Source organism: Nocardia grenadensis NBRC 108939, assembly GCF_001613445.1.
Taxonomy (GTDB): domain Bacteria; phylum Actinomycetota; class Actinomycetes; order Mycobacteriales; family Mycobacteriaceae; genus Nocardia; species Nocardia grenadensis.
Map to the genome: position 1 here is coordinate 117192 of NZ_BDCJ01000008.1, position 20543 is coordinate 137734.

At 69.3% G+C, this 20543-nt stretch carries 18 protein-coding genes and 2 tRNA genes; 12 read left to right on the forward strand and 8 right to left on the reverse strand.

The window, feature by feature from the left end; translation table 11 throughout:
- Together NGR01S_RS09630 and NGR01S_RS09635 are read right to left on the reverse strand one after the other, a co-directional pair.
- The gene (locus NGR01S_RS09630) at positions 1-711 is read right to left on the reverse strand and encodes an HNH endonuclease family protein (protein ID WP_084480596.1); all 711 of its coding nucleotides are present in this window, start codon (positions 709-711) and stop codon (positions 1-3) included.
- A 50-nt stretch (positions 712-761) separates the two neighbouring features.
- Complete coding sequence (locus NGR01S_RS09635; RefSeq protein WP_063035827.1) at positions 762-1124, reverse strand: hypothetical protein; 363 nt, start codon at positions 1122-1124, stop codon at positions 762-764.
- Between the two features lie 318 nt (positions 1125-1442).
- Here NGR01S_RS09635 and NGR01S_RS09640 point away from each other — a divergent pair, with 318 nt between their 5' ends.
- Both NGR01S_RS09640 and NGR01S_RS09645 read left to right on the forward strand, forming a co-directional pair.
- On the forward strand, positions 1443-4250 hold the full coding sequence (locus NGR01S_RS09640) for a DEAD/DEAH box helicase (protein ID WP_063035828.1): 2808 nt from the start codon (positions 1443-1445) through the stop codon (positions 4248-4250).
- The gene (locus NGR01S_RS09645; protein WP_063035829.1) at positions 4250-5014 is read left to right on the forward strand and encodes an SWIM zinc finger family protein; all 765 of its coding nucleotides are present in this window, start codon (positions 4250-4252) and stop codon (positions 5012-5014) included. The genes NGR01S_RS09640 and NGR01S_RS09645 overlap by 1 nt, the downstream gene beginning before the upstream one ends.
- A 159-nt stretch (positions 5015-5173) precedes the next feature.
- On the opposite strand, the gene NGR01S_RS09650 is transcribed toward NGR01S_RS09645, so the two are convergent.
- Entirely contained in the window at positions 5174-6232 is a 1059-nt protein-coding gene (locus NGR01S_RS09650) for an amidohydrolase family protein (protein ID WP_063035830.1), read from the reverse strand.
- 124 nt (positions 6233-6356) lie between these two features.
- On the opposite strand from NGR01S_RS09650, the gene NGR01S_RS09655 reads away from it, so the two are divergent.
- From NGR01S_RS09655 to NGR01S_RS09680, 6 genes are all read left to right on the forward strand, one after another.
- On the forward strand, positions 6357-7460 hold the full coding sequence (locus NGR01S_RS09655; protein ID WP_063035831.1) for a DUF2157 domain-containing protein: 1104 nt from the start codon (positions 6357-6359) through the stop codon (positions 7458-7460).
- Positions 7461-7643: 183 nt separating this feature from the next.
- Positions 7644-9143, forward strand: coding sequence for a CoA-acylating methylmalonate-semialdehyde dehydrogenase (locus NGR01S_RS09660; RefSeq protein WP_063035832.1), 1500 nt, complete (start codon positions 7644-7646; stop codon positions 9141-9143).
- Positions 9144-9148: 5 nt separating this feature from the next.
- A complete protein-coding gene (locus tag NGR01S_RS09665) occupies positions 9149-10300 on the forward strand; it encodes an acyl-CoA dehydrogenase family protein (protein WP_063035879.1) in 1152 nt (383 codons plus the stop codon).
- Positions 10301-10337: 37 nt separating this feature from the next.
- The gene (locus tag NGR01S_RS09670) at positions 10338-11426 is read left to right on the forward strand and encodes an enoyl-CoA hydratase/isomerase family protein (RefSeq protein ID WP_063035833.1); all 1089 of its coding nucleotides are present in this window, start codon (positions 10338-10340) and stop codon (positions 11424-11426) included.
- Positions 11423-12325 (forward strand): 3-hydroxyisobutyrate dehydrogenase, encoded by a 903-nt coding sequence (gene mmsB, locus NGR01S_RS09675; RefSeq protein WP_063035834.1) that lies wholly within the window; start codon positions 11423-11425, stop codon positions 12323-12325. The genes NGR01S_RS09670 and mmsB overlap by 4 nt, the downstream gene beginning before the upstream one ends.
- A 187-nt stretch (positions 12326-12512) precedes the next feature.
- The gene (locus NGR01S_RS09680; protein WP_063035835.1) at positions 12513-13289 is read left to right on the forward strand and encodes an enoyl-CoA hydratase; all 777 of its coding nucleotides are present in this window, start codon (positions 12513-12515) and stop codon (positions 13287-13289) included.
- 26 nt (positions 13290-13315) lie between these two features.
- Here the strand turns inward: NGR01S_RS09680 and NGR01S_RS09685 are convergent, their stop codons facing one another.
- Complete coding sequence (locus tag NGR01S_RS09685; RefSeq protein WP_157107183.1) at positions 13316-14314, reverse strand: Hsp70 family protein; 999 nt, start codon at positions 14312-14314, stop codon at positions 13316-13318.
- A gap of 218 nt (positions 14315-14532) precedes the next feature.
- Positions 14533-15075 carry a MarR family winged helix-turn-helix transcriptional regulator gene (locus NGR01S_RS09690; RefSeq protein WP_063035880.1) on the reverse strand — a complete coding sequence of 181 codons (543 nt, stop codon included), beginning with the start codon at positions 15073-15075 and terminating at the stop codon, positions 14533-14535.
- Positions 15076-15255: 180 nt separating this feature from the next.
- Here NGR01S_RS09690 and NGR01S_RS09695 point away from each other — a divergent pair.
- Positions 15256-15327: transfer RNA gene (locus NGR01S_RS09695), tRNA-Cys, on the forward strand.
- Positions 15328-15398: 71 nt separating this feature from the next.
- Here the strand turns inward: NGR01S_RS09695 and NGR01S_RS09700 are convergent.
- Positions 15399-16811: a metallophosphoesterase family protein gene (locus NGR01S_RS09700; protein ID WP_063035837.1), complete on the reverse strand. Its 1413-nt coding sequence runs from the start codon at positions 16809-16811 to the stop codon at positions 15399-15401.
- Between the two features lie 16 nt (positions 16812-16827).
- Positions 16828-17352 (reverse strand): Rv0361 family membrane protein, encoded by a 525-nt coding sequence (locus tag NGR01S_RS09705; RefSeq protein ID WP_157107184.1) that lies wholly within the window; start codon positions 17350-17352, stop codon positions 16828-16830.
- 161 nt (positions 17353-17513) lie between these two features.
- Between NGR01S_RS09705 and NGR01S_RS09710 the strand changes: the two genes are divergently transcribed.
- Genes NGR01S_RS09710 through NGR01S_RS09720 form a run of 3 tightly spaced genes read left to right on the forward strand, consistent with a single transcriptional unit; the run spans position 17514 to position 20069 of the window.
- Entirely contained in the window at positions 17514-18545 is a 1032-nt protein-coding gene (locus NGR01S_RS09710) for a hypothetical protein (protein ID WP_063035839.1), read from the forward strand.
- A 22-nt stretch (positions 18546-18567) separates the two neighbouring features.
- Entirely contained in the window at positions 18568-18825 is a 258-nt protein-coding gene (locus NGR01S_RS09715; protein ID WP_063035840.1) for a hypothetical protein, read from the forward strand.
- Between the two features lie 35 nt (positions 18826-18860).
- The gene (locus NGR01S_RS09720) at positions 18861-20069 is read left to right on the forward strand and encodes an FAD-dependent oxidoreductase (protein WP_063035841.1); all 1209 of its coding nucleotides are present in this window, start codon (positions 18861-18863) and stop codon (positions 20067-20069) included.
- 338 nt (positions 20070-20407) lie between these two features.
- Here NGR01S_RS09720 and NGR01S_RS09725 read toward each other — a convergent pair.
- A tRNA-Arg gene (locus NGR01S_RS09725) sits at positions 20408-20480 on the reverse strand.
- Between the last annotated feature and the right edge of the window lie 63 nt (positions 20481-20543).

The window sequence follows — 20543 nt, forward strand, 5'->3', positions numbered from 1 at the left end:
TCACCCGCAGGTCGCGGCGACCCGGCGCAGCGCCGCGTGATCGGCGGCGGTGACCGGAAGCCCGTAGCGCACCGCGACCGTGAGGTAGCGGCCCGCGTAGTAACAGTGCCCGGGCCGAGACGGTGGCAGCCAGTCCGCGGGTGTGCCGTCGCTCTTGTCGGTATTGGCCGCGTCGTCGGTGGCCTGCAGGTTGTAATCGATATCGTTGGCGAACCGGATCCGCCGTGCGGCCGGCCACCCGGCCGCCCCGAGATCCCAGGCCGCCGCCAGCGGATAGATGTGATCGATCGGGATCCGCCGGGCGTTCTCCTTGCTGAACACGATGAGGGCGCCGGTGTAGGGGTCGGCCAGCGTGCCGGACTGCACGACGCACCGGTGGCTGCCGGGCCGGTAGCCGACCCCGCTGAGCTGGCGGGCCAGCACATTGTTGCGCGTATCGCAGCCGTCCCGGCCGCCGGGGCCATCGTGGTCGTCGGACCAGGCGGGGCCGAAAACGCACCCCTGCCCGGCCCCGCAGCCGCGCTCGTATCCGCCCGGATGTGGGCGTTGCGCCACCACCCCGACCGCGCCGAGTAATTGTTCGAGCTGTGCCCGCCCCGGACTGCCCGGTGCGGGCCGCTGGCCGGTGACCGCCGCACACCCTGTCCCCGAGGCCAGTAGCAGAAAGGCGGCACACAGAGCGGTGACCGCGTGAATCGTCCCCCGTGTCATCACGGATACCGGTATACCGGACCCCTCCGACAGCTATCGGGGTTTCGGTATCAGAGCCAGGCGCGGGCCAGCAGTTCGTCGTTGTCGACCCGGCTGTCGCGGGGCGGGAAGCGGGTGGCGACCAGGGATTCGATATGCACGCCGTCGTGACCGATCACCCAGGATCCACCGCTGTCGGTACATTCGGCGATCTTGGCGAAAGCGGTGAGGAGGAAGGTGACCGCTTCCTCGGGCACGGTGGTATGGGCCAGACGCTGCGACTCCCCGGGCCGGGACAGGTCCAGCCAAACTCCGCACTGCCCGTCGAGCCGCATGCCGACGATCTTGTCGGCATTCACGAAGGTGAACTTGCGCCGTTCCCACGGGGTGGTCGGCGTGTAGCTCTGCTCGAGAACCTGGAGCAGAATCGTCATACTGCTGCCCTCCGCTTTTCGATGGCACCGTGGTGCCGGGATGCCGCTGTGTGATGGGACCGCTGTTCGCGGGCCGGGCTGTGCCGGGTGTCGTGCGTGGCCGCCAAAGGCAGCCGGAACCGCCCGGCGGGGCTGCGCTCGGCGGGTACGGATATCAGCGATGACCAGCGGATATTTCTCAGTATGTGCTGTCTCCGGGGATAAATCCAGGGACGACCCGGGTGCGCCGGGCCGGTATCACGTCGAACGGCCGCACCGCGGGACGCCGAGGTGGGGGACCGTGCGCGGACTGTCGCATCCGGCTGATTTGATGGGGCTATGTTGCACGGACTGTGGTCGCCCGGTTCCGGGCTGCTGCTGTGGCGTGCCCCCGGTAGCGCGGACGAACCGCACGTACCGGGCCTGCTCGGGTCGGTACTGGCCGAATCGCGCTTCCGGCACCGGGCCGAGGTGCTCGTGGTGGACGATGCGGGCGCCCGGCGGGACACCGTACGGGCGCACGCGCTCGCCCCGGGTCCGGCCGCCGCCGCGCTCCGGCAGCGGTTACCGGCCGGCGCCGTGGCCGGTGATCTGCGCTTCCTGGGCCATATCGCCCAGGGGATCGAACGCTGGGTGCGGGCCGGCGCGGTGGTTCCCGAACTCCGGCGCGACGATGCCGAATGGTGGGCGCGCTGGCGGTTGTCCGGCGGGTCCGGTCAGCGTGCCTGGCTCGCCGAACTCGCCGCCCTGCTGCCGCCGGCGCTGCGGGTGGCCGGGCCACCCGGCGATGTGCTCGACGATATGGTCACCGAACTCACCGACCCGATGGTGCGGGAACTGATCGCGGCGGATCCGCACCCGCACCCGCTGGTGCACGGTCTGCGCACGGATATCCCGGTGGATGCCGGCAGCCATCAGGTGGCCGAGGTGCTGCGGCAGTGGCGGGAGAGCCGTGCCACCGACGAGACCGGGCTGGTGCTTCGCCTGCGGGAACCCGACGGGGAGTTCGCCGATACCGCGGACGCGTCCGCGCTGTGGCGCCTCGAGGTCTGTCTGCGGGCCGACGGGTCGGCGCCGCGGCCGATCCCGGTTCCGGGCGCGGCCGACGAGGTACGACTGGGCCTGGAATGGCTGGGCCGGGCGCAGCGCGCCTATCCCCGGCTGCGCGATGTCCCGGGCGACCCGCACAGCCTCGATCTGCTGCTGCCGACCGAGGTGGTGGCCGATCTGGTCGCCCACGGCTCGCAAGCGCTGTCGGCCGCGGGTATCCCGTTGTTACTGCCCCGGGCCTGGAACATCACCGCGCCGAGTCTGCGGCTGCGGGTCGAGGGCGCCGCGGTACCCGCCGCCGAGAGCACGGTGGGGCTGGACGGGCTGGTCGGCTACCGGTGGGAACTGGCACTCGGCGACACCGTGCTGTCCCAGGACGAGATGCAGCGGCTGATCTCGGCCCAGTCCGACCTGGTGCGCCTGCGCGGCGAATGGGTGCAGGCCGATCACACCGCGCTCGCGGCCGCCGCGAAATTCGTGGCCCTGCACCAGGGCGACAACGAGATCACCCTCTCCGATCTGATCGGCGAGATCGGCGAGAACCGGGTCGGGGGTGTGCCGCTGACCGAGGTCACGGCGAGCGGCTGGCCCGCCGCGCTGTTCGACCCCGATCGCCCGGTGGAACCGGTGCCCGTGCCCGGACGGTTGAAGGCCCGATTGCGGCCCTATCAGGAACGCGGCCTGGCCTGGCTGGCGACCATGGACCGGCTCGGCTGCGGTGCGGTCCTCGCCGACGATATGGGCCTGGGTAAGACCGTCCAGGTGCTGGCTCTGCTACTGCACGAACGCGAGGGCGACCGCGCGCCCGGGCCGACCGTACTGGTATGTCCGATGTCGGTGGTCGGCAACTGGCAGCGCGAAGCCGAACGATTCGCACCCGACCTGCGGGTCCTGGTACACCACGGCCCCGGTCGCGCCCAGGGCCATGACCTCGACGCGGTGGTGGCCGGAGCGGATCTGGTGGTCACCACCTACGCGCTGCTCACCCGCGATATCGTCGGCCTGTCCCGGCAGCAGTGGGAACGGGTGGTGCTCGACGAGGCCCAGCACATCAAGAACGCGGCGACCCGGCAGGCCCGGGCCGCCCGGGCCCTGCCCGCCCGGCACCGGCTGGCGCTCACCGGTACACCGGTGGAGAACCGGCTCGAAGAACTCCGTTCGATCTTCGATTTCGCGGTACCGAAGCTGCTGGGTAGCCCGCAGACCTTCCGAGCCCGCTTCGCCGTACCGATCGAGCGGGAGAACGACGAGAACGCGGTGACCCGGCTGCGTGCCGTGACCTCCCCGTTCCTGTTGCGCCGGGTGAAAACCGATCCCGCCGTGATCAGTGATCTGCCGGACAAACTCGAAATGACGGTCCGAGCCAACCTCACCGTCGAGCAGGCCGCCCTGTACCAGGCGGTGGTCGAGGATATGCTCGAGAAACTGCGCGATGCCAAGGGCATGGCCCGCAAGGGGGCGGTGCTCGGCGCGCTCACCCGCTTGAAGCAGGTCTGCAATCACCCCGCGCATTTCCTCGGCGACTCCTCGGCGGTGCTGCGCCGCGGCGCGCACCGATCCGGCAAGCTGGCGCTGGTGGAGGATGTGCTCGACGCCGTCCTGGCCGAAGGGGAGAAGGCGCTGCTGTTCACCCAGTTCCGCGAGTTCGGCGAGCTCATCGCCCCGTATCTGGCCGAACGGTTCGGCGGTGAGATCCCGTTCCTGCACGGCGGGATCGCCAAGAAACGACGCGACGGAATGGTTGCGGCATTCCAGGGCGCCGGGGGGCCGCCGATCATGCTGCTCTCGCTCAAGGCCGGGGGTACCGGATTGAACCTCACCGCCGCCAATCATGTCGTGCATCTGGATCGCTGGTGGAATCCGGCCGTGGAGAACCAGGCCACCGACCGCGCGTTCCGGATCGGGCAGCACCGGGCGGTGCAGGTGCGCAAACTGGTCTGCGTCGACACCATCGAAGAACGTATCGACGAGATGATCACGGGCAAGAGCGAACTCGCCGATCTGGCGGTCGGGGTCGGCGAGAACTGGATCACCGAACTCGGCAACGACGACCTGGCCCGGTTGTTCAGCCTCGGTGCCGAGGCGGTGGGTGAGTAATGCCCGATTTCAGCGAATTCGGCAGGCGCCGGGCCGTTTCCGGTGGGGTCGGTGCGCGCAGCCGGCGCGGCGCCTTCGCCCGCACCTTCTGGGGCAAGAGCTTCCTGGAGGTGGTCGAGCGGCTCGCCGAACCCGGCCGGCTGTCCCGTGGCCGGACCTATGCCCGGGCGGGCCAGGTGGTGAGTTACCGGGTCGAGCCCGGCGTTGTGGCCGCCGAGGTGCAGGGCAGCCAGCCGCGCCCGTTCGCCACGACCTGCGATATCCGGCGCTTGCGCGACGAGGAGGTCGAGTTGCTGGTCGAGCTGATCCGGGGTTCGCCCGGCATGCTCGCGCGCGTGGTCTCCGGCGATCTGCCCCGCGAACTCGCACCCCATCTGCTTCCGGAGACCGCCGCCGATATCGATTTCGGCTGCACCTGCCCGGATCCCGGCTGGCCGTGTAAACACGCGGTCGCGGTCGCCTGCCTGCTCGCCGAACGCCTCGACGACCATCCGCGGGACCTGCTGATCCTGCGCGGGCTGAGCCTGGACACCCTGATCAGCGGGGTCGAGGCGGCGCCGCCGGAAGGCGAAGAATTCGCCGACCCCTATGGAGCGAGTCTGGAGCTACCCGCCCTACCGGTGCCGGAGATCCGCCCGGCTCCCGACGACCTGGATCCTGCACTGCTGCGGCGGGCCCTGCGCATGCTGTCCGCGGACGAGTCGACGGCGGCCGAGGCGGGGCGGGCTCTGGCGGCCGTGTACTCGGCGCTGACCGGTCGCTAGCGCGCCCGGGGTGGCCCGGCGTCCACCGAGCGGGCGTGGCTCCGCTGCACCGGCGCATCGGCTGCCCGGGCCCGCAGGTTCCGTGAGCGTCTGTCCCACGGCCGATTTCCGGCTCGCCCGGGTGGTCGGCGCAGGACGCGACCTGTGCGTGGCCCGGAGTCACGCCAGCCGGTACACCCGCTGGGCATTGGCGCGGAACACCTTCTCCAGGAATTCCGTGCCACCGAGATGTTCGGCCAGCACCGTCGCCACCGCCTCGGCGCTGCCGGTGATCGAGGTGATCGGCCGGTCGACCGGGAAGTTCGATCCCCAGACGAGGCGTTCGGCGCCGAAGACATCGACCGCGTGCCGCAGTAGCGGACCGATCCGGTCGGTCAGGCGGGCCACCGGTGTCGGATGGCCGGGCCGGGGCACCGGGTGACCCAGGATCGGCATCATCAGACCGCTGACCTTGGCCAGCACATTCGGGAATTCGGCCAGCGCGGTGATATCGGCGCGCCAGCGTTCGAAGATCGCGGCGCGTTGCCGGGCGTCGTTGCCGGTGTACTTGCCGATCGGCCCGAAGATCCCCGCCGGCGTGCCGAGGTGGTTCAGCACGATCTTCGCTTCGGGGTAGCGTCGGGCCACTGCCGTCAGCTCCGGCAGCTGGTTCGAGTACACCCAGGCCTCGAAGACCAGATCACGGTCGACCAGCGCGGCGAAACCGTCCAGGAACTCGTTGCTGCGCAGGGCGCCCGGGTCGGTGGTGAAACTGCGGATGCCGGTGTCCGGGTGGTGAGCGACCATACTGCGTACTCCGCGAACCAGGGACGAGGCGGATATATGCGCGTCGAGCAGTTCGGCGAACCCGGGGCTGCCGGGGAATCCGCTCGCGCTCACGGCGGCGAGCGCGGGGGTGTCCACCCCGAACGGCAGGGCGGTGACCCAGCGGGTTTCCTCGACCTTGGGTCCGGTCCACTCGACCTCGATGTGCACCACCGATTCGACCGGCAGGTCACCGGCATCGGCCCGATAGTCGGCGGGCAGGTACGGCGCCAGATAGGCCGAGGGTTCGCCGATGAACTCCCGGTCCTTTTGCGGCGCGAGACGTACCGCGAGCGGGAGCGGGAGCGGGACGGCACGGAGCAGTTTCGCTGTACGGCTGAACTCGCGGGCGGTGATGAACGGGTCCCACTGGTGGATGTGTGCGTCGATGATCCGGATCTCGCCGATGTCCATTGCGCTCCGGCACCTCCTGCGATCGTCTGCGGTCCGAGCGCCGAGCCTAGCGCGTGACCAGGGCCCGGTGGCATGGATCGGCTCGCGCCGGACGAGTCGGCGGATCCGGCGTCATACTGGGTCTGTGGCCGAACAGGATTCGGCGCCGCGGGCGCCGGTGTCGGGAGCCGATGCGGTTCCCGACCGCGTCGTGACGGATAAATCCCCGGCCGTCGCGCCCCACCCGGCCGGCGGCCCGGTTGCGCCGGAACCGGAGCGCGCGCCCGCCGCGCTGCGCGATCTGGTCGAGCAGGGTGTGCTCGACGAAACCCAGCTGACAGCGGTGGTCACCGCGCTGAAGCAGGAACGGCCACGGCCCACACCGGCCCGGCTGCTGGCCGAGATCGCGGCCTACGCCGGTGCCGGGCTACTGCTGAGCGGTCTGGTGCTGATCCTGGTGGAATCCTGGGACGATATGGCGAAACTCGGCCGCTTCGCCCTTTTCGCGCTGGTCGCTATCGGTTTGATCGTGGCCGGTGTGGCGACCGCGGGTGGTCCTTCGGTGTTGTTGCGTACGGCATGGCGGTCGATACCCGATATCGGGCACACCGCGCGGACCCGGCTCGCGGTGTGCCTGTTCGTGCTGGCCGCGGTGAGTGTGGCCGCGGCCGCGGCGTCGATCTTCGACAACGGGGCTGCCGGCAGCGACACCACCTGGGTCTGGGCCGCGGGGGCGGGTCTGCTGGCCGCGGCCGCCGGGTATGCCGCGCTGCCGTCACTGCTCGGTCTGCTGGTGTGCACCGGGTTCAGCGTGGCGTTGGTCGTGGGGGTATTGGATGAGGTCGTCGAGCTCGACGACAGCTGGGTCGGCGGCGGGGTGCTGGTGCTGGGTGTCGGCTGGCTCGGTCTCACCCGAACCCGCGTGGTACTCGAGGTGTGGGCCGGGTATCTGGCGGGTGTGGTCCTGGCGGTGGCGGGGGCGCAGACCGTCGACGCGTTCGACGGGAGGTGGCCGGCCTACGCGCTCACCGCGGTCGTGGCGGTGGTGTGCTTCGGTCTCTACGCCACCGACCGGTCCTGGGTGCTGGTGCTGGGCGGCGCCGCCGCGCTGACGATGGCGGCGGTGGAGGCGGTCGCGGACTGGACTGGTGAGTCGGCCGGTGCGTCCGGGGCGATTCTGGTGATCGGCGCGGTGGTGCTGGGGATCGGCAGCTACCTGCTGGCGAGGTCCACGAAAACCGCCGGTTAGCAGAGCGGACGAGGGGACTCGCGGGCCCGGGCGGGGCATTTGCCGCGGGCCCTGGTTTCGGTCTGGGGCCGCGTGTATCGTTTTGCTTGGACGTCCAACTATTGGAAGCCCGCAAAATGACCTTCGTGTGACGGACGGCCGCAGCGCCGCGCCCGCCACCCCCGACACGAGGCAGGAAATCGCATGGTTCGAGAACTCACACATTTCATCGGCGGGCAGCACGTCCCCGGCACCTCCGGCCGGTTCGGCGATGTCTACGACCCGAACATCGGCGAGGTACAGGCCCGGGTGCCGCTGGCGAGCCGGGCCGAGGTCGAGACCGTCATCGCGAACGCCGAAGCCGCACAGCCGGCCTGGGCCGCGACCAACCCGCAGCGCCGGGCCCGGGTGCTGATGAAGTTCTTGACCCTGGTCAACGATGAGATCGACGCGCTGGCCGCGCTGCTGTCCAGTGAGCACGGCAAGACCATCCCCGACGCCAAGGGCGATATCCAGCGCGGCCTCGAGGTCATCGAATTCGCCGTCGGTATCCCGCACCTGCTCAAGGGTGAGTACACCGAGAGCGCGGGCACCGGGATCGATGTCTACTCGATGCGCCAGCCGCTGGGTGTGGTCGCCGGGATCACCCCGTTCAACTTTCCGGCCATGATCCCGCTGTGGAAGGCCGGTCCCGCGCTGGCCACCGGTAACTCCTTCGTGCTCAAGCCCTCCGAACGCGACCCGTCGGTGCCGCTGCGGCTGGCCGAACTGTTCCTCGAAGCCGGGCTGCCCGAGGGCGTGTTCAACGTGGTCAACGGCGACAAGGAGGCCGTGGACACGATCCTGCACGATCCCCGGATCAAGGCCGTCGGCTTCGTCGGATCCACCCCGATCGCCCAGTACATCTACGAGACCGCCACCGCGAACGGGAAACGCGCGCAGTGCTTCGGCGGCGCCAAGAACCACGCCATCGTCATGCCCGACGCCGATCTCGATGATGTCGCCGATCAGCTCATCGGCGCGGGCTATGGTTCGGCCGGTGAACGCTGCATGGCGATCTCGGTGGCCGTGCCGGTGGGCGAGGAGACGGCGGACCGGCTGGTCGAAAAGCTCACCGAGCGGGTGCACAAGCTCAATGTCGGCAAATCCGATGATCCGGGCGCGGACTACGGGCCGCTGGTCGGGCTCGACGGTGTGGACCGGGTGAAGAAGTACATCCAGCAGGGCATCGACGAGGGCGCCGAGCTGGTGGTCGATGGCCGAGACCTCACCGTCGAGGGCGCCGAGAACGGGTACTTCGTCGGCGCGACCCTGTTCGACCGGGTCGGCAAGGAGATGTCCATCTACAAGGAGGAGATCTTCGGTCCGGTGCTCAGCGTCGTGCGCGCCGCGGACTACGAGGAAGGCCTGCGGCTGGCCAACGACCACGAATACGGCAACGGCGTGGCCATCTTCACCCGCGACGGTGACACCGCCCGCGATTTCGCGGCCCGTGTACAGGTCGGCATGGTCGGTATCAATGTCCCGATTCCGGTGCCGATCGCGTACTACACCTTCGGCGGCTGGAAGCGGTCCGGATTCGGCGATCTGAACCAGCACGGCCCAGATTCGATCCGCTTCTACACCAAGACCAAGACCGTGACCCAGCGCTGGCCGGCGGGATTGAAGGAGAGCAACAGCTTCGTCATCCCGACGATGGAATGACGGCCGTGTTCACGCTCGACGAAGACGAGCGGGCCATCCGCGATACCGCTCGGGAATTCGCCGATGAATACCTGGCGCCGCACGCCGTGGAATGGGACCAGAACAAACACTTTCCGGTGGATGTGCTGCGGAAATCGGGTGCGGTCGGGCTCGGCGGCATCTACGTGAGTGAGGAGTTCGGTGGATCCGGGCTGCACCGGCTGGACGCGGTGCGGATCTTCGAACAGCTCGCCACCGGATGCCCCACCGTGGCGGCCTATATCTCGATCCACAATATGGCGGCCTGGATGATCGACGCCTACGGCGACGACGACCAGCGCCGGCAGTGGCTGCCCGGGTTGACGGCCATGGACCAGCTGGCCAGCTACGCGCTCACCGAACCCGGCGTGGGTTCCGATGCCGCCGCCATCACCACCCGCGCGGTACGCGACGGTGACGACTACGTGGTCAACGGGTCCAAGCAGTTCATCTCGGGCGCGGGAAGCAACGACCTCTACGTGATGATGGTCCGTACCCAGGACACCGGGGCCCGGGGTATCTCGACACTGGTGATCCCCGCCGACACCCCCGGTCTCGAGGTCGGGCCCAATGAGAAGAAGATGGGTTGGAACGCCCAGCCCACCCGGCAGGTGATCCTCACCGACGCGCGGGTGCCGGTGGCCAACCGGCTCGGCGCCGAGGGCGACGGGTTCCGGATCGCCATGAACGGGCTCAACGGCGGGCGGCTCAATATCGCCGCGTGCTCGGTGGGCGGGGCGCAGGCAGCGCTCGAGAAAACCGTGCCCTACCTGGCCGAGCGCAATGCGTTCGGCGCTCCGCTGCTGAACAATCAGGCACTGCAGTTCGAGCTGGCCGATATGCGGACCGAACTCGAAGCCGCCCGGACCCTGCTGTGGCGGGCCGCGGCGGCGCTGGACGCGGATGCCCCGGACAAGGTCGAACTCTGCGCCATGGCCAAACGGTTCGCCACCGATGCCGGTTTCGAGGTCGCCAACGCCGCGCTGCAACTGCACGGTGGATACGGTTACCTGGCCGAATACGGCCTGGAGAAGATCGTCCGCGACCTGCGGGTGCACCAGATCCTGGAGGGCACCAACGAGATCATGCGGATGGTCGTCGCCCGGTCGATGACAGCGTCCGTGGCGGGTGTGCCGTGATTGGCGGACGCCCGGCGGCGAGCGCGAAAGGAAATGAATGAGCGACGAACCCGAAGTCCTGGTCGAACAGCGCGGCGGCCTGGGCCTGATCACCCTGAACCGGCCCAAGGCCATCAACGCACTCAACCACGCGATGACGCTTACCATCACCGAGCGGTTGCGGGCCTGGGCAGGCGACGATTCGGTGCGGACAGTGGCCCTCACCGGCGCCGGTGAGCGGGGCCTGTGCGCGGGCGGCGATATCGTCGCCATCCACCACGACGCCAAGGAACAGCAGGCGGCGGGGCATGTGGGTGCGGCGGCGGATTCGGCGACCGGGAGGTTCTGGCGCGACGAGTACATTCTCAACGCGCTCATCGGCCGCTATCCGAAGCCGTATGTCGCGGTGATGGACGGGATCGTGATGGGCGGCGGGGTCGGCCTGTCGGCGCACGGCAGCCATCGCATTGTCACCGAACGGTCCAAGGTCGGAATGCCGGAGGTCGGGATCGGATTCATCCCCGATGTCGGCGGCACCTACCTGCTGTCCCGGGCACCGGGTGAACTGGGCACCCATATCGCGCTCACCACCGCGCGACTCGGGGGCGGCGATGCCGTCGCCACCGGTTTCGCGGACTACTACGTTCCGGCCGACCGGATCCCGGCACTGCTGACCACCCTGGAGACCGAGGCCGCGGATATCGCCATCGCGAAATTCGCCGCCGAGGCCCCGGAATCGACCCTGCTCGCGCAACGCGACTGGATCGATGCCTGCTACAGCGCCGATACCGTCGCCGAGATCGTGGCCCGCCTGCAGGCGCACGAGTCGCCGGAGGCGAACAAGGCCGCCGCCGACGTACTGGGCAAATCGCCGGTCGCGCTGCAGGTGACCCTGCGGTCGCTGCGTTCGGCGAAGGGCACCGGCAGCCTGGAGGCGGTGCTGAACGAGGAGTACCGGGTGTCGATCGCTTCGCTGGCCTCGCACGACCTGGTCGAGGGCATCCGCGCCCAAGTGGTCGACAAGGACCGCAACCCGCAGTGGTCGCCCGCCGCCCTGTCCGATGTGACCACCGCGCAGGTCGACAGATATTTCGCCGAACTCGGTGCGCGGGAACTGGGTTTGACGATTCCGGAGGACAAACAATGAGCAAGACGATCGGCTTCCTCGGCCTCGGCCATATGGGCGGCCCCATGGCGGCCAACCTGGTCAAGGCCGGCTACGACGTACACGCTTTCGACCCCTCGCCCGCGGCGCAGGAACAGGCCCGCGCCGACGGGGTCGCGCTGGTCGATTCCGGTGTGGCCGCGGCCACCGGGCGTGACATCGTGATCACCATGCTCACCAACGGCAAGCTGGTGCGCACCGTGTACGACGAACTGCTGCCGGCCGCGAACCCGGGAACGTTGTTCATCGACTGTTCGACCATCGATGTGGCCGACGCCCGGGCCGCAGCCGTTGCCGCCGCGGCGGCCGGGCACCGGGCCCTGGACGCGCCGGTCTCCGGCGGTGTCTCCGGGGCGGCCGCCGGAACGCTGACCTTCATGGTGGGCGGTGCGGATACCGATTTCGCCGAGGCGCTGCCGGTGCTCGAGGTGATGGGTGCCAAGGTGGTGCACACCGGTGCCGCCGGGAACGGGCAGGCCGCCAAGATCTGCAACAACATGATCCTCGGCATCTCCATGATCGGCCTGTCGGAAGCGCTGGTGCTGGGTGAGAAACTGGGTCTGAGCCATCAGGCGTTCTTCGATGTCGTATCCACGGCCTCGGGGCAGAGTTGGTCGCTCACCACCTATTGCCCGGTTCCGGGCCCGGTACCGACCAGCCCGGCGAACAACGACTACACACCGGGGTTCGCCACCGCGTTGATGAACAAGGACCTGGGTCTGGCGGTGGAGGCGTTGCGCGCCAACGGTGTCGAGGGCCGGATCGGGCAACTGGCCGCCGAGATCTATCGTGAGTTCAACGAGAACTCGGGCGACCGGGATTTCTCTGCCATCATCACCGACGTCCGCGAACGCAGCGGCGGAACCGGTCCGGCCGAATAGCCGGTCCGGTGGAGGGCAACGTTTCACCGACCACCGCGAGTCGGTAACGCAGCCGTGGGCCGGGCCCCGTGGAGACGTAGACACCGTCGTAACCGTCGTGCCGCGCCCTCGCGCCGTGTCGATACCGCTCGTCCGGCGCGCGGTATCGTCACCGATGTTCATGACCTTTCGAACCAGAGGATGCGCCGTGACCGACTTCGAGACGATTCTGCTGGAGCGCAAGGATGGGGTCGCCCTCATCACGCTGAACCGGCCCAAGGCGCTGAACGCGCTCAACGCGCAGGTCCTCGACGATGTGATCGCCGCGCTCGACGAGGTCGAACGTGACGACGAGATCGGCGCGGTGGTGATCACCGGTTCGGAGCGGGCCTTCGCCGCCGGCGCGGATATCAAGGAGATGCAGCCGAAGTCGTACATGGACATGTTCCTGGACGACTATTTCGCCCGCTGGGAGCGGCTGGCCCAGTTCCGTAAGCCGACCGTCGCGGCGGTCGCGGGGTATGCGCTGGGCGGCGGCTGTGAACTCGCCATGATCTGCGACATCCTGATCGCGGCCGACACCGCCGAATTCGGGCAGCCCGAGATCAAGCTCGGCGTCATCCCGGGTATCGGCGGTTCGCAGCGGCTGACCCGGGCCATCGGCAAGGCCAAGGCCATGGATCTGGTGCTCACCGGCCGCAATATGGATGCCGAGGAGGCCGAGCGCGCCGGTCTGGTGGCGCGGATCGTGCCCGCCGCCGAACTGCTGGACACCGCGCTGGAGGTCGGCGTCACCATCGCGTCGATGTCGCTGCCGGTGGCCATGATCGCCAAGGAAGCGGTGAACCGGTCCTTCGAGACCACGCTGGCCGAGGGCCTGCGGTTCGAGCGGCGCGTCTTCCATTCGCTGTTCGCGACCGCGGACCAGTCCGAGGGCATGGCGGCGTTCGTGGACAAGCGGCCCGCGAACTTCACCAACCGCTGATCCTCCGGTGCGCGGCCCGGCCCGATTCAGGGCGCGGGCGGCGCGTCCAGGATGTCGGTGGGAACGTGATTGCTCCGGGTGGGTTGCGCGGCGCCGTTCTGGGCCGTGAGCAGCCCGGCCACGGTCGCGCCCAACCCGATCGTCACCGCCGCGGCCGCATAGACCTTGCGCCGCCCGACAGTGGACGGGGCCAACGACACCACCTGCCCGCCCGCACGGATATGCGCGGTGCGGATACCGGTGGCGGGCCGTTCGGCCGCGAACAGTAGCGCGCCGCGCGCCGAGACGTACTCCGGTTCGGAATCGCACACCACCGGCAGGTCCAGCAGTTCGGTCAGGCGGGTGCGCAGGGCCGGATTGCGGGCGCACCCGCCGAGGAGGGCCACCGCGTCCGGTGCCGCCTCTGTCTGCTCGGCCACCCGGTGCACCAGCGCGGCAGCCGACTGCACCGCGCCCGCGCAGAGTTCGGCGAGGTCACTACGGGTGATCACCGCGCGTTCGGCGGTATCGGGGTCGGCGGCGGTCACCACGCGGGCGCTACTCAGTGCTTCCCGGTACCGCCGGGCCGCCGTTTCATCGGTGTACACACCCGCGGAGTCCAGCCATTCGCACAGCATTTCGTTGTAGGCGTCGCCGCCCAGCCCCGGGCAGTGGGCGCCGGCCAGCACGGTATCGGTGCGGCAATCGATCTGGGTGAGGGTGAGACCGGAGGAACCCAGGTCGAACAGGGAGACCACCCCGGTCGTCGGCAGTTTCTCGGTGAACCTGAGGTAGCGCAACTGCGCCAGCGGCTCGTCCACCAGGGTGACGCGGCCGGTGCCGAGGGCATCGCCCACCACTTCGGCCTGCTCGCGGTTGTGGCAGGTCACGGCGGTGCCGGTGATGTACTCGTCGCGCCGATCGGCGGCCCCGTACATCCGGCGGATCGCGATGAGCGCCGGTTCGGCCACCGAGGCGCGGGCCGGGCGGGGGATATGGCATCGATCTATCGGCGGCAGGTGCGGTTGATCCGAATGAGTGAGCACCGCACGCGCACCTGAGGCGCCTACTGATACCCCGAGAACCAGCACCATAAACTTATGGTGCGCCGCGGGTCGGTCGTTGCCAAGCCGAACCCCCGAGAAATTCGCCGAACGGGTGCCCGGCCGTGATGTGTTCGCTGCGGACCCGGCGCCGGCGATCATTCGATATGCCCTGTTCGGGGCCGGGTTTGCCGGCCTCGCGCCGGAGGGCCGCAATACGGTCAGGGTTCGGCCCAGCGGGCCGGTTCCTCGCCCGTATCGAAGTCTCCCGCGGTGTGCCGGAACTCGGCGAGCAACTGCAGCAGCGTCCGCAACCGGTCGGGCGGCAGTTCCGGCTGCGCGAACACGCGTTCGTTCAGATAACCGGTGGCCTCGGCGACGATAGCCCGCCCGGCAGCGGTGATCTCGATCAACGTGGCCCGCCGGTCGTTGGGATGCGGTACCCGGTTCACCAGCCCCGCCGCCTCCAGTCGATCCACCGAATTGGTGACACTGGTCGGGTGCACCTGCAGCCGGGCGCTGGCCACCGCCATCGGCAGCGCGCCGGTCGCGCTGAAGTTCAGCAGTTGCAGCAGTTCGTAGCGCGAGAAGGTCAGGCCGGTCGGGCGCAGCGCTTCGTCGACGCGCGCCATGACGATCTGCTGGGCGCGCACCAGTGAGGTCACCGCGGCCATCCCGTCGGCGACCGCACCCCATCCGTGGCCGACCCATTGACGGTGGGCCTCCTGGATCGGGTCGAGGGGTAGCGGGCGGGGGCGAGACATGTGTTCGATCATTGCACGGCACCTCGCCGGTGAACCGCGTCGTGGGCTCTCCCCGGTGGCGGGTGTCACCCGCGGCGCCGGGCCGCGCCGCCGCCGGTCCTGGGCACTGTCACCGGTTGCGATCCGGCTGAGCACAACTGTGTGCCGTGCGGTGATGGCGAGCCATGATCATCGGGTCACGCGGGCGTGGCTGAGTGGTTCAGGCAACGGTCTGCAAAGCCGTTCACGCGGGTTCGATTCCCGCCGCTCGCTCGGTATGCCGGCCGGGCCGGAGTCGTTCCCGATTCCGGCCCGGACCGTGCCCGAATCCGGGTCACGGTTCGTCAGGTGAGTCCCGAGAAGTCGCGCAGTACAACGTGATTGCGATCGGCGAAAGTACCGAGTGTGTACTCGGGAAGCAGGCCGAAGTACTCGGTGCGGGTCAGTGCGCTCCAGCGCCGGGATTCCGACGTGCGGGTCTTGTAGAAGTTCACCGTGTACCCGCCCTCGTAGATCCGCAGCAGGCTGTACCCGCCGGGATACTCCTTGATCGCGCCGACCTCCAGGAATTCCACCGCGCAGGCGGTATCCGGCCGGGTCCGGCGATTACGGTGGCTATGGCCGCTGTGTTGCAGGAAGACCCCCGGCGCGTCCACGTACAACCGCTGCAACCGCAGCGCGGTATCGCGGTCCAGTACGAAACCGGGACCGGCCGTATTGGTGAGCCCGGACTCCACGGTGACCGGGTGGTGACCGAACACCAGTGTGGGACGGTCGGGTTCGGCGCGCAGCAGTTCGGTGACCCGGTCGAACTGCGCGGCCTCGAGGACCCCGCCCGCGCCGTCCAGTGCGCTGGTGTCCAAGCCGAGGATGCGCAGACCGCCGAGTTCGTGTTCGACCGGCTGTTGCCGGGGCCCGAATACCTCGCTCCAGCAATCACGATGGTCTGTGGCGCCGGGAACGGCCGGGCAGTCCGCGTATTCCGCGCCGGTGTGTGGGCGGTCGTGGTTTCCGCGTACGGCGAGATAGTCCTGACCGTCGCTGCCCCAGCGGTCCAACCGGTCGCGCACCGCGCGCACCTGCGCGGGGGTGGCCTCGGCGGTCAGGTCACCGGCCAGTAGCAGTAGTTCCGCGCCGCGGTCGGGGCGGCGCAGATCGCCGAGCACGGCGTCGAACATGACCTTTGGATAGGGCGGCAGACCCGGTTCCTGGCGTGCCCCGGGTGGCAGCCCGCCCGCGACCAGGCCGCTCACGGTCTCCCCGTAGTGGACGTCGTTGGCGAGCGCCAGGGTGCGCAGTAGCCGTCCCGGCGGCGGTACCGCGGTGCTGAATGTCGCGGTGGCTTCCGGGGTGCCGGGCGCGCCGGTGGCGACCGAGAGCGCGGGCGTCGCCCGCACCCCGGCCGATCGTGCCTCGAATCGGTAGGCGCGGCCCGGTTCCAGTCCGTCGATCTGCGCGTAATGGAACGGGGTGGGGCTCTCGGAAGCCCAGGCCGGACGGAGCGGGCGGGAACCGTCCGCCGGGCCGAGCAGTAGCTCGCCGTCGGTGGGCACCGGGAGCGCGCTGCCAGGATCGCGGCTGGTCCAGGTGAGCACGGCGACGGTATCGGTTACCGTGACGACTTCCAGGTCGGTCGCCCGCACCGGGCCGGGCGACGCCGCCGCCCGGCCCGCACCGGAGAGTCCGGCGGCGGGCAGCAGTGCCGCGAGGCCGAGCGCGCCCAGTACGGTGCGGCGCGAAGGTCCGCAGCAGCTCATCGGCATCCGCCATCGATCATTGCGGTGTGCTGTCGGAGGAGGAGCAGACCCGCCATTCACCGTCCTCTTTCACGAGACTCTCTTCGGAACGGTCGTCCATCTGCTCGTCGTCGCCCCCGCCCGGTGCCGACAGGCTGAACTTACCCTTGATCTCGGCTTTCGCGTGGTCATCGGTGACGACGATATTGTCGACCGAGTCGATATCGACGGTGAATCCGAGCTTTTCGGCCTCGGACTTCTCCGCATCCGACATGGCATCGAAATCGTCCCGATCGGCCTTGCAGGCCAACCCGGTGGCGGCCGCGAAACCGTCGTCGCTGAGCGTGCCGTAGAACTCGCGCAGCGAGGCCTCGATCTGCTGGTCGTCGGAGGACAGTGGGGTGCGTCCCTGCAGAGTCGGCACCACCACGGCGGCCAGGGCTGCGACGACCACGAGTGCGGCCACTACCGCGCCCACGATGAGGCGCCGCTTCCGCGTGGGCCGGGCGCTCTCGGGCGGCCGCGGCTCGTTCGGGGGCGGGCCTGCCGGTGGCTGGGTCAAAACTCTTCTCCGTTCCCGGGGGATCCTCCGAACACTACGACACGTCCCGCGTCGCTGTCCGGCCCCGCAGGTCACCGTGGCCGAGTGATCCGCGCGCGCAACGGCGCCGACTCGCCCTACACTCCTTCCGGCGGTATCCGAAATAGGTGGAGGTAAGTGTTATGTCCGGTCGCGGTGTCCATCTTTGCGGCAGTGTGCCGCTCTCCGACGCCGCGGCGGTCTTCACTCAGGTCGCTATCCGTCTGGGCGGGCATATCACCCGGATCCCCGACGGTGAGACCGGAGAGCGCGATAACTTCGTGGTGTGGCAGCTGCCCAGGCTGCAAGCGCACCCCAACCTGGTCACCGTGCCGCCGCCCAGCCCGGAGTACGGTCCGAGCGAGCGGGTGCAGCCGGCGCCGGGAAACGAAGCAGCGACAATCGATTTCGGCGCGCTCGGGTATGCGCAGGCCGCGCGCGCATCATGGCAGGTGTTCGAACAGCTCCGCGCGCAGGGTGTGCTCCGGCCCGGCGTCCGATTCCAGGTGAGCCTGCCGACCCCGATCTCGGTGATCGGCGCGTTCGTCGCGGGCCCTCAGGCAGAACTGGAGATCCGTTACGAGGCGGCGATCCTGGCCGAATTGGATCAGATCACCTCGGCGATTCCCCATGAGGATCTGGCGATCCAATGGGACGCGCCCGTCGAATTCGCCCTATTCGAAGGCGTCTTTCCGTGTTGGTTCGGCGACGACTATCCCGCCCGGCTGGGCGGCGTGATCGAGCGGCTCTCCCGTCTCGGTGATGCGGTTCCCGCCGGGGCGGAGCTGGGCTATCACCTCTGCTACGGCGATTTCGGTCATCGGCATTTCGTCGAACCCGCCGATTCCTCGAAACTGGTGGATGTGGCCTCCGGTTTGGCTACCGCGCTGAAGCGTCGGCTGAACTGGGTCCACCTGCCCGTCCCGAAGGGGCGCACGGACGCTGCGTACTTCGCCCCGCTCGCGGGGCTGGCGACAGCACCGGAGACGACACTCTTCCTGGGCTTGGTGCACGCCTCTGATGGTTTCGATGGTGCTCGCCGCCGCATCAAGGCCGCGGCCGAGTTCGTGCCCGAGTTCGGTATCGCGACCGAATGCGGTTTCGGCCGCCGACCGGCCGCCCAGATCCCGGAACTGCTGGATCTGCACGCGCGTTTGGCGAATTCATTGGATTGACCCGTGGTCGTGGCCGGACAACATGGCGGAGTCGTGCCCGTTCGCGCCGGCGGTCGCCTTCGACGACTACGAGAATCCGGTCCGCACCTGCCTGCGCTACCTGGTGTGCCCTACCGGGCGCGCGGCCCGGGCGGCTGTGGGCCGCGCGATCATGCAGGGCCGCTCGGCCACCGAATACATCGCCGCCGCTGTGGCCGCCCGCCGCCCCGGTATCGGCCGAGACCTGACCGCGTGCGTCAACCCATGGTTGACGAAGGCTGGTTCGTCAACTACTAGTTGACGAACCAGCCGAGTGGCGGACCTTCAGGAGTGGCAATGGACGATTACCGAAACACAGTGTGCGAGCCCATCGGTCGCGGGGCGAAACGGGCGGTGGTGGTGGGCGCCGGTATCGCCGGGCTCGCCGCGGCAGTGCGGATGCACCGGGCCGGCTGGGAAGTCGTCGTGCTCGAGCGCGCAGCCACGCGGCGCAGCAGCGGCTATCTACTGAACCTGCACGGACCCGGATACGACGCCGCCGAGCGGCTCGCTCTCGTGCCCGCGCTCACTCCGCGCGATATCGGGTTCTTCACCTCGGTACTCGTCCACGCCGACGGCCGGGAGAAGTTCACCGTGCCCGCCGCCGTCGCACAGGCCGCGGTGGGCGAGCGGGCGCTGAGTCTCTTCCGCGGCGACCTGGAATCGGTGCTGTACGACGCGGTTGCCGGACACATCGATATCCGGTTCGGCACCACGGTGCGGGCGGTGACCCAGGATCCCGGTGCCGTCGAGGTCGTCCTGAGCGACGGCACCCGCCTGCGGGCCGATCTCCTCATCGGCGCCGACGGTGTGCACTCCCGGATCCGTGAACTGGTCTTCGGCCCCGAATCCGAATATTTGGTGGAGCTGAACCATATGGTGGGCGCCTTCCCGCTCGCTACCGTGCCCGAGCATGTCGCCGAAGGGGTCGGCACGACCTTCCTCGGGCCCCGGCGTACCGCCGCGGTGATGAACCTGGGCCCGCACCGGTCCTCGGCGTTCTTCACCTACCGCAGCCCCGACCCGGCGGCCGAGCTGGCTCGCGGCGCCGTACCGGCGCTCACCGCGGCATTCGGTGATCTGGGGCGTGGAGTGGCCGAAGCCCTTCGGCAACTCGCCGCCGACCCGACCGACGCCTACTTCGACTCGGTCGGCCAGATCGTCATCGACCGGTGGAGCAGCGGCCGGGTCGTACTCCTGGGTGATGCTGCCTGGTGCGTCACGGTCTTCGCCGGCTACGGCGCGGCCCTGGCCCTCGACGGCGCCGATCGGCTCGGTACCGCCCTCACGGCCCACGGTGACGACCTCACCGCCGCCCTCGACTCCTGGGAGCAATCGCTGCGTCCGGAGGTCCGCAAGCGGCAAGCTCTCGCGCGTAAAGGGATCGGCCGATTCGTCCCACCCACTCGTGCGCATGTCTGGGCCGGGGATCTCATGCTGCGCGCCATTCAACTCCCCGGTATCCGAGGTCTCGTCCAGCGCTCGATCCGGCGCGCGAACAACTAGCCGCCGGCCGAGGGGTTCGGAAATGCTGCAGGGGATGTTCGGGATGATGCCCGGCATCCGCCCCGGCCGGTGACGGAGGAACGGATAGCGGCCGCCCTCCGGCGATCGATCTCCGCGGCGGGCGGTGCCCGGTGGAGAAAGCCCGCTGACCGGAGGTGTCGCCCGAGCAGGTCGGCGGCGCCACCGCTCGGGGTTCACCCGCGTACCCGGAACGCTGTGCCGGGCGGCGCCGGCGAATACTTCGCGCGGGGGGCGTACCCACTCGTGACATCCGGGCCGGCCGAAAACGAGAAAGACCCCCGACCAGAACCCAGCTGGTCGGGGGCCTTCCTCGTGCGTGCCCTCGGCAGGAATCGAACCTGCGGCCTTCTGCTCCGGAGGCAGACGCTCTATCCCCTGAGCTACGAGGGCGGGGATCCACCCGGTGTGACCGGCAACCGGTCGATCGGGCGGACCACAGCGTATCGCATCATC